Consider the following 15,364-nt stretch of genomic DNA (forward strand, 5'->3'; position numbering starts at 1 on the left):
TCAATCTTTTGCTATACCTATAGATACGTCATAAGTTTTAGCTTTCTGCTATTTACTCCTTCATTTGGGTATCTATATGAACAATATTCAAATCAAGCACAAGATGGCTTTCGGCATCTTACTCCCCCTCTCGCTCCTCATCTGTATCTGCATCTTAGCAATCAACATGATGAATAATATAGAGAAAGGTGTCGTCACCATCTATAACGACAGAGTCGTTCCGCTAGAAGATCTCAAGGTGATCGCCGACGATTACGCGGTATTTGTCATTGATGCCATCAACAAGGCCAATGCCGGTGAGTTCAGCGCCGAACAGGCCAATCAAGCCCTGCAGGAAGCAAGCAACAACATAGACAGCAAGTGGCGCCAATACGTCGCCACCGAACTCACCACGGATGAGAAACGCTTGGTCGATGAGGCCGAGCGCCTGTTTGTTCCGGCCAACCAGCGTATCACCCATCTGGAACAGCTGCTCGGGGGTAAGTCAGGTAACATTGCCGGCCAGCTGCGGGAGGAGATTATCCCACTCTACCGGGTGATCGATCCCATCAGCGGCACCATCGCCGAGCTGATCAGCCTGCAGCTCAAGGTCGCCGGCGAAGAGAAAGACAGGGTCGCCGAGATCTACGAGTCCTCTATCTCCCTCTTTATGCTCATCACCCTGGTGGCCGCCATTGCCAGTATAGTGCTTGGCGTCTGGATCAACCGCAGCGTGATGAAACCCATCAACCACATACGCACTCAGCTACATACCATACAGCAAGACTCAGATCTCACTGTCACCTTCGAGCAACTGAACAAGGACGAGCTGGGGCTGATCTCCACCGGGCTCAACGATGTCTTTCGCCACCTGCGCGGCATCCTCAAAGGCGTTGCCGAGGCGGCCAACAGCGTCAGTGACTCGGCGTTAGCCCTCAACGAGTTCACCCAGATCTCCAATGCCCGCATTCAACAGCAACAGGCGGAGACAGAGCAGACCGCCACGGCCATGAATGAAATGACGGCAACGGTCAACGAGGTAGCGCAAAGCACCACGGCCGCCGCCGACTCGGCCAGAAATGCCGACCGATTCGCCGCCAACGGTAATGATATCGTCCAGCTGTCGATTAGCAGCATGCAGGCGCTGTCGATGCAGATCCAGAGCACCTCAGAGGTGATCACCCACCTGTCACACGAGAGCCAACATATCGGCAGCGTACTGAGCGTCATCAAGGGGATTGCCGAGCAGACCAACCTGCTGGCCCTCAACGCCGCTATCGAGGCTGCCAGGGCCGGTGAGCAGGGGCGCGGCTTTGCCGTGGTCGCCGACGAGGTTCGCTCCCTCGCCCAGCGCACCCAGGAGGCGACCCAGGAGATCGAGACCATGATAGAGACGCTGCAGAGCGGGGTGAACGAGGCGGTCACCGCCATGGATGTGGGCATTAAACAGGTGGATGATGCCAATCAACAAACCAACAAGGCGGGGGAAGCGTTGCAGGAGATAGTCGCCTCGGTCGACAACATCACAGAGATGAACACCCATATCGCCACGGCGGCGGAGGAGCAGAGCAGTGTCGCCGAGAGCATTAACCGCAGCATTATCGCCATCAGCGATATCGCCAGCCAGTCAACGGAATCTGCCTTAGAGCTGGGTCACTCAATCGCTCAGCTCACCTCACTGGCCGACTCGATGCGGCAACAGGTCACCACCTTCAGGCTCTGACTCAGCCGACCACGAAGAGCGGGCTCACCTTGCGATGCAGTATCTGCAAGTTATTTCGCCCGCTCTCTTTTGCCTGATAGAGCTGCTCGTCGGCCAACTTGACCATATGCTGCCAGTCGTCATCGGCAAACTCGGGATGATAGCCGTCGTAGAGCACGGCGCCCATGCTGACGGTAATGATCTCGTAGGGCGAGGCTTGGTGATAGATGTTGAGGTCCCGCACCCTTTGCAGCATGCGCCTGGCCAGCAGCTCCATCTGCGCCAGGTTATCGCCGTGGATCACCACACAAAACTCTTCGCCGCCATAACGGGTAACTAGCTCGCCACGGCGACGACACTCAAGCATCAGGGCCTGGGCCACCTTGATCAGGGCCTGGTCGCCACTCTGATGCCCGACCGTGTCGTTATAGGGCTTGAAGAAATCGATATCCAGCATGATGAAGCCAATCGCACCCTTACCCTCGCGCCACTGTTTATGAGCACGCTCGGCGAACACCTCCAGGCTGCGGCGATTGGCGATGCCTGTCAGGGGATCGTTAAAAGAGAGAGATTCCAGATAGTTTTGATGCCGCTCCAACTTTTCCACCACCAGATTGAAAGACTCGGTCAGCTTAGCCACCTCGGTGATCGCCCAACCCGTAGGCATGGTGAGTAACACACCTCTGTGGGCCATCTTATCCAGCACGGCGTTGGCGACCCGCAGCGGCCGGACCACCAGCGCCGAGAAGGGGACGATGGCGATGTAGGACATCACCAGGACGCTTAAAAACATCAGGATTGACTCTACGGTAAAGATAGAGGGGATAAGGTTCCGGTCGTGGATCACAGTGATCTTGAGGGAAGGCACGTTAAGCGCATCATGCAGATACCAAGAATGCTGGGCAGCGATCTCATCCACCTTAGGTGTCTCTCTAAAGCCCAGCGAGGTCTCACCGGAAAGCTCAGGTTTAGCCAGCACCTCGAGATCGAACTTGATCAGGCTAAACTGCTCTATCTCCTCATGAATCGCCTGACTTACGTTACGTACTGTCAGCAAGCTACCCGCCACCTCTCCCTCGCCGTTACTGGGCAAGACGGTGACATTGCTGAAATAGACCACCCTAGATCCCATGCGCAGCAGACCGCTGCGCACCGAAGGCTTCCCTGCATCCATCTCCACCTTTGAGGGGAGAAGCTTGCCTGCCACACCAACCTTGCCTAAGGGCAGCTGCTGCGAGTCAAAATCGGCGCCACTTCGATATTGCCACACCAGCTGATTTTGGCGGTTAAACACATAGAAACCATCGACATTGGCCGCCTCAAAGGCGTTATCAAACAAATTCTTGGTCACAAACTCAGGCGATACATTATCGACAAAGCTCACCATATCATCCCAGATGGCGTAGTCGTAGCAGAGGGTGTCCAGGTTTTTTTGGGCGTAGGCGATCCCCTTTTGGACCGCCTGCAGATCTCTGTCTTGCCTTGAGATCACTTGCTCTTCAATTCTTGGCAGGTAGATGAGGTAATAGATGCCGCTTGCGGTCAGAAATGACAGCAGCAAGAGCCCTAGGGCTAAAATATTTAGGAAGTGATTTAATCGCATCGACCACTCTCTTTGTCCTGCACTCTAGACTAGCTTAGTCGACCCGACGACAGAATTTGAGTATAAACCCAGCATTTCACAAATAAATTTCAAAAAAAAAGGGGCCTAAGCCCCCTTTCTAAATCAACCGCCTAAATCTTAAACAGACTCACCGCCTGATAGAGAACCTGGGTGCGCGCCTTCACATCGTCGGAGGCCTTGGCGTTTTCATCCGCCGCCTGGGCCGACTCGGCGGCGATGTCGCGGATCACCACCACATTCTTGTTCACCTCGGAGGCCACCATGCTCTGCTCCTCGATGGCCGCGGCGATTTGCGTGCTCATATCCATGATGTTGGTGACATCGGCATTGATCTGCTCCAGCAGGGCGCCGGCACTCGCCGCCTGATCGGCACTCTCAATGCCTTGCCTTTGGGTCGCTTCCATCAGCTGCACGATAGAACGGGTCCGAGACTGCAGTGTCTGAATGATACCGGCGATCTCTTCGGTCGACTCCTGGGTACGCATCGCCAGACTTCTCACCTCATCGGCGACCACGGCAAAGCCTCTGCCCTGCTCGCCGGCCCTGGCGGCCTCGATGGCGGCATTTAGCGCCAATAGGTTGGTCTGTTCTGCGATGCCTCGGATCACATCCAACACGCTGCCTATGGTCTCGCTGTCTTTCTCAAGCTCGGAGACCACCTGAGCCGAGTCGGTCAGCTGCGCCGCCAATGCCTGGATCTTCTCTATGGTGTGCTCGACGCCGACCTGGCCTTGCTGAGCATTATCATGGGTATTGCCGGCCCGCTCTGCCGCCAGCTCGGTATTGCTGGCAATCTCATCTATGGTCGCGCCCATCTCGGTGATCGCGGTCGCCACCATGTCGGTCTCGTTAAGCTGACGCCCTACCCCTTCCGAGGCGCGCATCGAGTTCTCCGACAGCTCCTGACAGGAGTGATTCACCACCTCGACCGAGGTCAGCACCTCTCGGATCAGCGACTGAAACGACTCCACCATGCTATTAAAATGACGAGCTATCTGGCCAATTTCGTCATCCACCTTAGTATCGCATCTCAGGGTTAGATCTTTGGTTGCCTCGATGCGGGAGATCGCATCGCTGATCCGCTGCACAGGCTCCATGATGCTGCGAATGATCGCCAGAGTGAAACCGATTAAAACCAGAGTAATTAGGATAAAAACAACGATACTGATGGTAACAGTTGCGCTCTCAGCATCGCTAATCGCGTCCATGGATTGTGCCTTAAGCTGCACTAAAGATTTCTCTGCAGAGGCGATACTATCTCGCAGGCTCGCCATGCTGCCACTGTCTTTGTCCAACCCCAGCTCCTGCTCTTTGCTGACCAGGGCCTTGAAGTTCTTCTCATAATCGTCGATCAGGGCATTAAGTTCACCTTTGACCGAATCGCTTAACATGGCGCCAGAAACTTGCTGTCTCAACAGCGCCAAGTTGCCATTAAACTTATCCAGATAACTCATGGCGCGCCTGAGCATAAAATCCTTCTCGTTGCGGCGTAGCTGCAACATGGTCACCATCAGCTCGGGCTCGCTCTTCTCCTTCACCAGGGTCTCTACGTTATGTACCGCACTGCGCAGCGCACCATAGAGCCCATCCTTAGGATGCAGGCCAATCTGCTTTTGCAGCTCGGCAATCTCGGCAAAGATAGACTCGTAACGGGTCAGGTTCTGCCTAAAGGCCTGCAGATCGCTCTGGGAGATATCATGCCGATCGAAGATGGCTCCCAGGCTAACCATCTTCTCGTCTAACTCTCTCGCCTGCGTCTTGTGCTTATCTAGATAGGCCAGATCCAAACGGGCAAAGAAGTCTTTTTCATCTCGACGTAAACTCAAAACATCCTTTTCAAGTTCGATAACTTGTTGTGCAGCATGGGACAAATCATCCAGCTTTGCCGCCGAAAAGCGCTGCAGACCAAACATCGCTATCACAGAACAGATAGAGACTGCTGCGCTAACGAGTAATTTGTGACGAATGAGCATAGGGGGAGATCCTTTTTGTTGAAGTTATTGCTTTACTTGTCTTCAACGACAATTAACACCTTGGAATGCCAAATTTGATTCCAATATTGAGTATAGTAACTATCGACTTACATACATTCATCTTTAATGAATTATTAATAATTCAGCCGCTTGCCGAGCTCGATTGACTAAAAAAAATCCACCATCAGCTTTAAGTATATGGCCCAGCTTTCAATTCAATCACAAACTGCATACAATATCCCAAAATAAATAGGAGGTACTATGCAAGTTATCGATGCTGAAGCGGTGCACCAGGCACTGGACTTCCCCAGTCTCACCGCCGCCCTAAGAGACACCTTTGCCCAGCCCGCCGGAATGCCCCAGCGCCAAGTCTTTCCGTTAGACGACAGCAGTCACAGCGATGCCTTTGCCGTATTGCCGGCCTGGAACCAGAAGACCATAGCGGTGAAGGCCTTCACCTATTTTCCCGGCAATCCCAAGAAGTCTCCCGAACTTGAGAGCCTCTACTCCAAGATTTTGATCTTTAACCGTGAAACCGGTGAGCCCCAGGCCCTGGTCGATGGCACTAGCGTCACCTACTGGCGCACGGCAGCAATCTCAGCGCTGGCGAGCCAGTATCTGTCGCGGTCTGATGCCAAGCATCTGCTGCTGTTTGGTACAGGACGGCTGGCGACCTTTATGGCATTGGCGCATGCCAGCGTGAGGCAGCTAAAAACTATAGCAGTATGGGGCCGCTCGCCGGATAAGGTTGATAAGACCATCAGCGCTATCCAGGCCGCCGCGCCGCAGATAGAAGTGAAGGCCTGTGAGGATCTGCCAAAGGCCGTCGCCGCGGCCGACATCATCAGCTGCGCCACCGGAGCGCCAGCGCCACTCTTCGATTCCGCCTGGGTCGCGCCCGGCAGCCATGTGGACTTGGTGGGCAACCACAATCATGACAGACGCGAATGCGACAGCGAGCTGGTCGTCAAGGCCGAGGTTTATGTGGATGCCAAGGTCAATGTCTTCGCCGAGGCGGGCGAGCTGCTGATCCCTGTGTCGGAAGGCGTGTTTGAGCTGTCCCAGGTCAAGGGCGAACTCGCGGATCTTTGTCGCGGTGACATACCTGGTCGCCAAGACGAGCAAGGCATTACCCTATTTAAATCGGTCGGCACCGCGCTTGCGGATCTGGTGGGTGCCCAGCTAGTATATGAAAAACAGGCCTTACGCTTATAAGATGACACCATGGGGCGGCTAAGCTAGTACAGCTAATCCAGTACAGCTAATCCAGTAGAGCTAAGCCGCCCTGTTTTCTTAGCCCCTTTTAACCGTTGCCTCCTTCGACATTCGCTCCTTCAATGACGGTTTCTTCATAGGCTGCTTCACCATAGCCTCGAATGTTTCTACCTCTTCAATTACGACTTTTCCCACCTGGTTGGCATTCGAATCTCGCTGATATACCTTAAGCCAACACTTTTTTTCATTTCGCTTTAAACCATTTCAATCACTGCCTATGTCTAATAGGTATTGTTCACTCACAGGGAAGACAGATTTGAGCGCACTCACGAGTCCAGATGATGCTCACCAGCTCCTCGATGCCGTATTGGTGCAGCGCGCCAAGCAGGGAGACAAGACGGCATTTCGACAACTCTACGATCAGCATCACAGACGCGTCTACGCCCTCTGTTTTCGTTTGGCCGGCCAGACCGAGCTGGCAGAAGAAGCCACCCAGGAAACCTTTGTGCGCCTGTGGCAGAAGCTGCCCCTGTTCGATGGCAAGAGCCAATTTACCACCTGGCTCCACAGCCTGACGGTGAATCAGGCGCTGAGCTGTATCAAGAAGCATAAGAGCTTCTGGGCCAGGTTTATGCCGAGCGAAGAGACCCATGCAGCCGCCATCGACTTCGACTATCAGGGGGTGGACAAGTTGCTGCTGCGTCTGCCGGAGCGCGCCCGTATCGTCTTCGTCCTCTACGCCCTGGAGGGATATCAGCATGACGAGATCGCCAAGCGCCTCAATATTGCCCCCGGCACCAGCAAGGCGCAGTACCACAGGGCCAAGAAATTACTGCAGGAGATGATCTAATGGTCGACAAGGCAGACACACTCAAGCGTCTCCTCGAAGAGACGCCGAGGGAGATGACGCCAGAGCGGGATCTCTGGCAAGGGGTCGAACTTCGCCTCGATGCGCCCAAGGATAGCCCCCGCAGCTACTGGCGTCCCATGGCAATCGCCAGCACCCTGTTGCTGGCGCTGCTGGTCGGCAAGTTGAGCCTTGGGCCAACAATGCCTGATGCCGAGAACGAGGCCCTCATTCAGACCCTGGCCGCCATTCAGGTCCAGCATAAGGCAAGCGTCGACACGCTTAGCCTGACCAAGCGAGTCGATTGGCGCAGCAGCCCTTACAGCCAGCCGGTCGAGCAAGGGATAGAACAGCTAAGAGCCGCCGCCAAAGAGATCTATGAGGCGCTAAAGCTCAACCCGACTGACAAACAGCTGTGGCAGCTTTGGCTATGGACCCAGCAACGCGAGATTGAATTAATCAAACAGGGGCAGAAACTCCCTGTCGATCGAGATACCACAGGAGAGATGATATGAAAATACAACTAAAAACTACCGCCCTGGCATTGCCTTTTATCTTATTAAGCCAATCTGTGCTGGCGGCTCAGAGCGTGGATAAACGCATCGAAGTCGAAGGTGACCTGCGTCTGAACCTGGAGGTGCAGCGCGGCGAAGTCGAGATCCTCTCCTGGGATCAGGACGCCATCTCCATCACGGGCACCCTGGATGAGCTGAGCGAAGGCCTCACCGTAGAGCAGAAGTCCGGCACCATCTCTATCGAAGATAAACTGCCACGCCACTACTCGGGCAGTAACAAGGAGGGCTCACGACTGACCATCAAGGTGCCGGCAAAGCTCAAGCTCAACGGCGAAGGGGTCTCGGCCAATTACAGAGTGAGTAAGCTCGCCGGTGACATCAATGTGCAGACCGTCAGCGGTAACATCAAGGCCGAAAATCTCACCGAGCAGGTGGCCATCAATACCGTCTCGGGCAATATTGTCAGCCAGGGGCTTGAAGGCAAGCTCAAGCTGGAGACAGTATCTGGCAACATCAAAGATAAACAGAGCCTCGGCAAGGTCAGCTACACCCTGGTCAGCGGTAAGCTCGAGGCCGACAGCGGCGCCGACCAGGTCTCTATCGAGCTGGTATCGGGAGATGCCAAGGTGACTCTAGATAAAGTGGACCGACTCAAGGCCCAGAGCGTCAGCGGCGACCTCAACCTGTCGGTTTCCGCCCTGGCCACCAAGGCCAGCCTGGACAGTGTCAGCGGCGATATCAGCTTCAGCCTACCGGCGAACCTGGATGCCACCTTCGCCATCGACGGCGGCCCAAGTGGTGACATCGACAATCGCCTGACCCAGGATAAACCGAAACGACCTAAGTATGGTCCTGGCAGCTCGCTACAGTTCCAGATGGGCAAAGGCAGCGCCGATATTTTGATCAACACCATCAGCGGCGATATCAATCTCAAGTCAAACTAGGCTCAACGGCCAAGGCCAATCCAATCTGGGTTGGCCATTAAAACCCACTCGCCCTATTCAAATGATCCGCAAACAAGGCCTGAACAAATTGCTCGGCCCCCAGGCTGAGACGACGATTCTTCATCGAGACCACACTAAAGTTGGCGCGAATATCTGGCATACCCACCACCTCTAGCGCCACCAAGTCACCCGAGGCGAGTTCCGCCTGCACCGAGATGTCCGGCGTCAAGACCACAAGGTCACACCCTTGCAGCGACGCCTTGATCGGCTGAAACTGATCATATTTCAATAAACCGGCGTAGTCGTGACGATCTTCATCAAACAGATCATCAAACTGCTCTCTCAGGCGATCGGGAAAGGCTCTTGGCACCCCGAGGGGGTAATCCCTCAGGCTCGGCAGATAGACACGTTCGAGCCGCGCCAACGGATGTTCGCGGCGACAACAAAATATGGCATTTGACTGGGGTAGACGACATGTCTCGATATTATCGCGCTGGTCAAGCAAGGTGGCATTGGTCTCGGCAATAAACAGATCCAGCTGTCCCTTGAGCAACATCTTATAGAGGCGGCTCCAGCTCTCCACTTTCAGCTCGATCAGCACCTGGGGATTATCACGAATAAAGCCCCCCAATGCCGGGCCTATGATGCTGTTAAGTGGGATGGGGCTGGCGCCGATAACCAGGCGCTTCTGCGCTATGCCCTGGCGACTCTTGATCTCAGACTCAAGATATTCGAGCTGACTGACAATCTGCTCGCCCTGGGCTAACACCATCTGACCATATTCGGTCAGGGCGAACTGCTTCTCATCTCTGGCCAACAGGCTGGCCCCCAGACGCTCCTCCATCTTCTGGATGCTGCGCGATAGAGAGGGTTGAGCCAGATGCAGCTCATTGGCAGCCTTGCTAAAACTCTTTAGCCTCGCCAGCGCGATAAAGTGTCGTAAGTGTCTTAGTTCCATCGGTTAGCCCATAGGTCAGCCAGATAATCAGGTAAAATATCTACGCACGCCCCAGCGTCATGCGAGATAACATATCTATCATTTACCACTTCATAAAGACATAGCGGGCACCCGACACTAGGCGATGTTTCTCGCACAAAGCGAGCAAGAGGTAACGAAGCCGCAAGGTAGCAAAATGACATTAAAATAAATAATATCAATCTATTATGTTAAATTTTAGTCGACGCCACCCAGACTAAAAATCGCCCCAATCACCAAGCAACAAAGTTTTAACAATTTGTATCAGAATGCGACCAAATGCTACAAGCGCGCTAAAAACAACCACATGATTAATCTACAAACAGAACAGCCATTTCTAGCGATATTCTTCAAGAAATTGACGTAAAACAGAATTTGTCACCAGTAAAACAAGCCTAAAACAACAAAAGCTTCAGCCAACGTGTTTCCTCACCTCTTAACAATATTACCAACTGCTTAACCATGAATGCATGACAGCTATAGCCCTATAGCTTTTACGCATTGGCGTCTTTATCACCAACTCATTAACAATCGATAGCCGTACGAGTGCCTTACTTTTACATCGACGCCTCGGCGTTACCTATAAAAAGAAAAGGGAACAACCCATGAAACTGAAGAAAGTTAGTCTCATGACGATGGCGGCCATCTATGCCGCTGGCGTCGGCGGTGCAGCCGCTTCGAGCAATGCTAATAACCACGAGATGCGCGCCATAGAAATTACCGATGCCATCATCCAATACAACGAAGACCTGTATAACGGTAAACGCCGTAATGGTACCCAGGCCGACAATCAGCAAAACACACGCGCGGTCTCGACCAAAAACGTACACCGCGCCATCGCGACCAGTAAAGATAATAAGGTGCCTTTCAAATTCGAAGCGGGCATCACAGGCGAGCAGACCTATATTGTCGAGCTTAGCGATAAGCCGGTTTCACTATATCGCGGCGACCTCCCTAGCCTGGCGGCCACCTCACCGACCATGAGCACAGTGCCCGTGATGCTCAATGCGCGCAGTCACAACAAGGTCGACATGAATAGCCGCGCGGTCAAGCGCTACAGCGACTATCTCACCAATAAGCAAGATGAAGCCTTAGCCCAGATGGCCAGCTCGGTTGGCGGTAAGCTGGATGTTAAGAAGCGCTACCAACTCGCCTTCAACGGTATGGCGATGCGCATGACCCAAGATCAGGCGGCGCGCGTTGCGGCGCTACCAGGTGTACGTAACGTCACGCTGGAACAGACCTATCAACTACACACAGATGTCGGGCCACAGCACATAGGCGCCGACGGTATCTGGACAGGCACCACGGCCGATGACAAGTATATGGGTGAAGGCATAGTGGTCGGTGTGTTGGATACGGGGATCAACACAGACCATGCTTCATTTGCCGCCGTCGCCGGTGATGGCTATGTGCACCAGATGCCTGCGCGTTACAGCCACTATCTAGGTGACTGTGAGAAGGCTGAATTTGCCAGCATGTGTAACGACAAGCTGATCGGGGTGCGATCTTACGAGGAGATCACAGATTCCTACCTAGACCCAGCCTTCCAGCCAGGTATCCCAGCTTGGCAGATTGAAGAGCCTAAGCGCCCACAAAACGGTGAAGACTACAACGGTCACGGCTCACATACCTCATCGACTGCCGCTGGTAACGTACTGCTAGACGTAGACCATGTAGTACCGCTGCCGGGTGAAGTCGGAGACGGTGTGCCGACAGGCCTGAAATTCCCACGCATCTCGGGTGTCGCACCGCGCGCCAACGTCATCATGTATCAAGTCTGTTACCCGGGTGATGGCAGCTATGGCGAGAGTTTTGGTGGTTGCTTGGGCTCGGCCCTACTCGCGGCTATCGATGATGCCATTGCCGATGGCGTGGATGTGATCAACTATTCTATCGGTAAGACCTACGGCTCTTTCCCTTGGGATGATCCTATGGAGCTGGGCTTCCTGGCCGCCCGTGAAGCGGGCATCTCAGTGTCGGCCTCTGCCGGTAACTCCTATATGCCAGAATATGGCATTCAGGCGCGCGGCGCGATCGACCATCTATCACCTTGGCTCACCTCTGTCGCAGCCACCACACACGGCCGTGAGATCGCCGTCGAAGGTAAGATGCTGACCAATGCCACGGGCGGCGATCAGCCATTAAGCGATCTGGTTGGCTCGGGGATCACCAATGCCTACACAGGTCCAATTGTCGAGGCTAAGGCCTACGGCAGCGAGTATGAGATGTGTAACGAGCCCTTCCCGGCCGGTTTCTTCGACCTCGACCCACAGGGCAATGCCTACAGCAAGGCGCCAATCGTCGTCTGTAAGCGCGGCGAGATCCCTCGCGTCGAGAAGGCCACCAACGTGCAAGCGGGCGGTGCCGGCGGTTTCGTTCTTTGGAACCCTGAGTACTCAGATCCAACCCATAACGATCCTTATGCCATCCCTGGCATCAACATCGATTATCAAGCCTACTATGGCGGTTGGGACAATGGCTATTTCGGTCTCAGCCAGTGGCTCGCCTCGGGCAGCAACCATGAGATCACCATTGCCGCATCAGAAGTCGTGACCAAGCAAGGCACCAGCGATTATGTGGCAGACTTCTCTTCTCGCGGCCCTAACCTTCAAGTGCCGGACGTAATGTCACCTAACCTGGCCGCCCCTGGTGTAAGCGTATTTGCCGCCTGGGCCGATGAGATGCCTTTTAGCGCGCTGGCAATGCCCGCCGACTATGCGGCCATCAGTGGTACCTCTATGGCAGCCCCGCACGTTGCTGGCGCCATGGCACTATTAACTCAGGCGCATCCGGACTGGACACCGGCGCAGATCCAATCGGCGCTGATGACCACAGCTTCAATCGACGGCGTGACCCGCTCTCGCGATGGCTATCCTTATGATGTGGTGAAGGCAAATCTGACTGACGCGGGTAGCGGGGTGATCAACGTATCACGCGCCAACAACGCAACACTGCTGCTGGATGAAACCGGCGACAACTACCGCGCGGCCAACCCAAGAAATGGTGGCAATATTCATACCCTGAACCTGCCATACTTCTTCAATACCGAGTGTGCTGGCACCTGCAGCTGGATGCGTATCGTCACCGCGACGGAAGATGGCACCTGGACGGTCGATGCCACCCCAGAAAGCATAGATGGCGCCCCGATGCTAGAGCTAGAGGTATCACCTAAGACCTTCACGCTGAAGGCGGGCGAAACCCAAGCCATCAGCCTAACCGCCAAGGTGTTAGAAGTTGAGGCCTATCGAGCCGATTCATCGCAGCTCCAACTCAACGGTTTAGTGTCTATCACGCCATCAGACACCAGCAAGCCTGCCCAAAACCTGCCTGTGGGCGTGGTGTACAAGGGCGACAATCTGCCATCTCAAGTCTCTGGCATCATACATAGAGACAAGGGTCACACCCTGACACCTATGTTAAATACCGCTGAGATCCAACAGCTTAACTCTCATGTTTATGGCCTATCTAAGGCAGAAAACCACGATGTCGCCCTCAAGAGCGCCACGGTGAGAGACTATGCTCAGGGATTCACCCGTGAAGAGATTGAGGCCGGTGGTGCCAAGGTCGTCTTCTTCGACGTCCCCGAAGGCACTAAGCGTATCGTCTGGGAAGTGTTGAAAGCGCCACGAATCGCCTATACCGCACTGGATCTGGGTATGGATATCAACGGTGATAACGACATTCAGTGGGCAGATGAAGCCATCTGTTACTCCTACTCGGATGCCGGCGATTTCTGTGCCATCAACGACCCTATGCCTGGCCGCTACTGGGCCATCGCCGCTAACATGAAGTGGGATTGGGAAGATGCTAAGAACAGTGCCGACCTGTTTGAGCTGCGACTCGGTATCGTCGGTGAGGACAGTCAAGCCAATATGACGGTTGACGGCCCTGCCACTAACGACGGTATGACCCCTTTCCAACTGAAGCTTAACCATGATCTGTCTGGCGCAGAAGAAGGTGATGTCTACTACGGCGTGGTCAGTATCGGCAGCGACAGCTACAACGACAGCAACCTAGGCGATTTTGGTGTTAAGCTACAACACAAGGGTAGCGACACTGAGATTGAAGCCTCGCAAACCGCTGCAAAAGAAGGTGACATCATAGACTTCAGCGTCAAGCTGGCGCCTAACCTGTTAGGCGGTGAGCGCGAGTTTACTCTTAATGCTCAACTATCCGATGGCCTGGTACTGCTGGCAGACTCGGTAAAAGTAGGCGGATTGGGAACCTATGCCGAAGACACAAGTGTTGAAGGCAATCTGATCAGCATCGCCAGCACTCAGCCATCTTCCAGTGATATGAAGCGTCACTATGTCTATACCACCAACGAGACGGACGCCAGCTGTAAGGTACCTTATGGCGAAGACGAGGCATTCTACGATCTTCCTTCCGCCGGTTTTGGTCATATGGGGATCTCGGGTTACTCGAACCGTCCATTGTATCTGCCGTTAAGCGCCAGTGACCTGCCACGAGTGCCTCTGTATGCTAACCCAGAGGAATATAGCTATGACATCTTAGGTATCTCGCCATTTGGCTATCTGCAGTTAGATCCTATGCCTATGTTCTGGAACCAAGACCGTCCATTTAGCGACAACTTCCAGGACTTCCCTGACACCTTGATCGCCCCACTTTGGCGTGGTGACGTGAGAATGCCAGAGGCCTGGTTCGACTGGGATAACCTAAAGTATCAAGATGCCGTCTATGGTGTGGTCACCAACAAGCACTACATCTTCCAGTGGGTTGGTGGCGAAGAATGGGCAAACTTCCTGGTAGGTGCTAACTATCCGGATCCAGATGCGCAATATAATATCGAGACCATAGTGGCCACAGATATTAGCTTCGAAGAAGAGACACCTGAGATCATCTTTGCCTATCGCACCCTGAAATCGGCTAACTCTAACCTGGGTTCAATCGGCCTACATGGTTACTGGGGTGAACGCCACACCTTCGGCCCAATCCATGGCTATTCAAACGACGGCTTTGCCTATCGTGACGTCGACAGCAAGGTGAAAGAAGGCTTGGTGATCTGCGCCGATTATCGCGGTCCAGAGCAGTCAAGCGTTTCACTCACCTTCTCGGCCAGAGTCTCTGCCTCGGCAGTTGGCAAGGATAACAGCGTTACTGTTGATACCCAGTACGCCGACTCTGAGCCGGTCTCTGTCACCCATCATGTGGCGAGCGCCACTAACATCTCGGTTGCGCCTATTGCCGACATGATGATGGAAGAGAACACCACGCTGGAAGGCATCACAGTTACCTACAACGATGTTAAAGGCACAGCCAACGGCATCATGGTATCGGGTGAACACATCACGGCAACTGTGGATGGTGACAGCGTCAGTATCACACCTGATGCCGACTGGTATGGTGAGACCCTGGTGACGGTAACCGTACACGATATGGCCTACCCATCTGACGCCGCGTCCACCAGCTTCATGCTGACGGTGAACTCAGACGGTGTTGAGCCAACGCCTCCGGCGCCAGAAACCCCAGATCAGGGCGGTGACTCTGACTCGGGCGGTAGCCTTGGCTTCCTGGCTCTGGGCCTACTGGGTCTAATCGCCGGACGCCGTAAGCTGCACTAAGCGT

The 15,364-nt window shown here is 54.2% G+C and carries 9 protein-coding genes; 6 read left to right on the top strand and 3 right to left on the bottom strand.

Annotated features, from left to right (window positions below; all coding sequences use genetic code 11):
• Positions 1-76 precede the first annotated feature (76 nt).
• Positions 77-1,702: a methyl-accepting chemotaxis protein gene (locus K0I63_RS15325; protein WP_220081570.1), complete on the top strand. Its 1,626-nt coding sequence runs from the start codon at positions 77-79 to the stop codon at positions 1,700-1,702.
• 1 nt (position 1,703) lies between these two features.
• Here K0I63_RS15325 and K0I63_RS15330 read toward each other — a convergent pair whose 3' ends face one another.
• Entirely contained in the window at positions 1,704-3,284 is a 1,581-nt protein-coding gene (locus tag K0I63_RS15330) for a sensor domain-containing diguanylate cyclase (protein ID WP_220072099.1), read from the bottom strand.
• A gap of 131 nt (positions 3,285-3,415) precedes the next feature.
• Positions 3,416-5,278, bottom strand: coding sequence for a methyl-accepting chemotaxis protein (locus K0I63_RS15335; protein ID WP_220081571.1), 1,863 nt, complete (start codon positions 5,276-5,278; stop codon positions 3,416-3,418).
• Positions 5,279-5,539: 261 nt separating this feature from the next.
• Here K0I63_RS15335 and lhpI point away from each other — a divergent pair, with 261 nt between their 5' ends.
• The 4 genes from lhpI to K0I63_RS15355 all read left to right on the top strand — a co-directional run bounded on the left by lhpI (position 5,540) and on the right by K0I63_RS15355 (position 8,799).
• Complete coding sequence (gene lhpI / locus K0I63_RS15340; protein WP_220081572.1) at positions 5,540-6,493, top strand: bifunctional Delta(1)-pyrroline-2-carboxylate/Delta(1)-piperideine-2-carboxylate reductase; 954 nt, start codon at positions 5,540-5,542, stop codon at positions 6,491-6,493.
• Between the two features lie 277 nt (positions 6,494-6,770).
• Entirely contained in the window at positions 6,771-7,343 is a 573-nt protein-coding gene (locus tag K0I63_RS15345) for an RNA polymerase sigma factor (protein WP_011866753.1), read from the top strand.
• Positions 7,343-7,855, top strand: coding sequence for a hypothetical protein (locus tag K0I63_RS15350; RefSeq protein ID WP_220081573.1), 513 nt, complete (start codon positions 7,343-7,345; stop codon positions 7,853-7,855). Before K0I63_RS15345 ends, K0I63_RS15350 begins: the two co-directional genes overlap by 1 nt.
• Positions 7,852-8,799 (top strand): DUF4097 family beta strand repeat-containing protein, encoded by a 948-nt coding sequence (locus tag K0I63_RS15355; protein ID WP_220081574.1) that lies wholly within the window; start codon positions 7,852-7,854, stop codon positions 8,797-8,799. Before K0I63_RS15350 ends, K0I63_RS15355 begins: the two co-directional genes overlap by 4 nt.
• A gap of 37 nt (positions 8,800-8,836) precedes the next feature.
• Here the strand turns inward: K0I63_RS15355 and K0I63_RS15360 are convergent, their stop codons facing one another.
• Positions 8,837-9,757, bottom strand: a complete 921-nt coding sequence (locus tag K0I63_RS15360) for a LysR family transcriptional regulator (protein WP_220081575.1) — start codon at positions 9,755-9,757, stop codon at positions 8,837-8,839.
• 623 nt (positions 9,758-10,380) lie between these two features.
• Between K0I63_RS15360 and K0I63_RS15365 the strand changes: the two genes are divergently transcribed.
• Positions 10,381-15,360 carry a S8 family serine peptidase gene (locus tag K0I63_RS15365; RefSeq protein WP_220081576.1) on the top strand — a complete coding sequence of 1,660 codons (4,980 nt, stop codon included), beginning with the start codon at positions 10,381-10,383 and terminating at the stop codon, positions 15,358-15,360.
• Positions 15,361-15,364: the final 4 nt, after the last annotated feature.

This window comes from Shewanella rhizosphaerae, assembly GCF_019457655.1.
Lineage (GTDB): Bacteria > Pseudomonadota > Gammaproteobacteria > Enterobacterales > Shewanellaceae > Shewanella > Shewanella loihica.

Excerpts from the sequence above, each read along its gene's own strand:
- K0I63_RS15325 (WP_220081570.1), top strand. The coding sequence starts at position 77 with ATGAACAATATTCAAATCAAGCACAAGATGGCTTTCGGCATCTTACTC.
- K0I63_RS15360 (WP_220081575.1), bottom strand. The coding sequence starts at position 9,757 with ATGGAACTAAGACACTTACGACACTTTATCGCGCTGGCGAGGCTAAAG.
- K0I63_RS15355 (WP_220081574.1), top strand. The coding sequence starts at position 7,852 with ATGAAAATACAACTAAAAACTACCGCCCTGGCATTGCCTTTTATCTTA.
- K0I63_RS15365 (WP_220081576.1), top strand. The coding sequence starts at position 10,381 with ATGAAACTGAAGAAAGTTAGTCTCATGACGATGGCGGCCATCTATGCC.
- K0I63_RS15330 (WP_220072099.1), bottom strand. The coding sequence starts at position 3,284 with ATGCGATTAAATCACTTCCTAAATATTTTAGCCCTAGGGCTCTTGCTG.
- K0I63_RS15335 (WP_220081571.1), bottom strand. The coding sequence starts at position 5,278 with ATGCTCATTCGTCACAAATTACTCGTTAGCGCAGCAGTCTCTATCTGT.
- K0I63_RS15345 (WP_011866753.1), top strand. The coding sequence starts at position 6,771 with ATGTCTAATAGGTATTGTTCACTCACAGGGAAGACAGATTTGAGCGCA.
- lhpI (WP_220081572.1), top strand. The coding sequence starts at position 5,540 with ATGCAAGTTATCGATGCTGAAGCGGTGCACCAGGCACTGGACTTCCCC.
- K0I63_RS15350 (WP_220081573.1), top strand. The coding sequence starts at position 7,343 with ATGGTCGACAAGGCAGACACACTCAAGCGTCTCCTCGAAGAGACGCCG.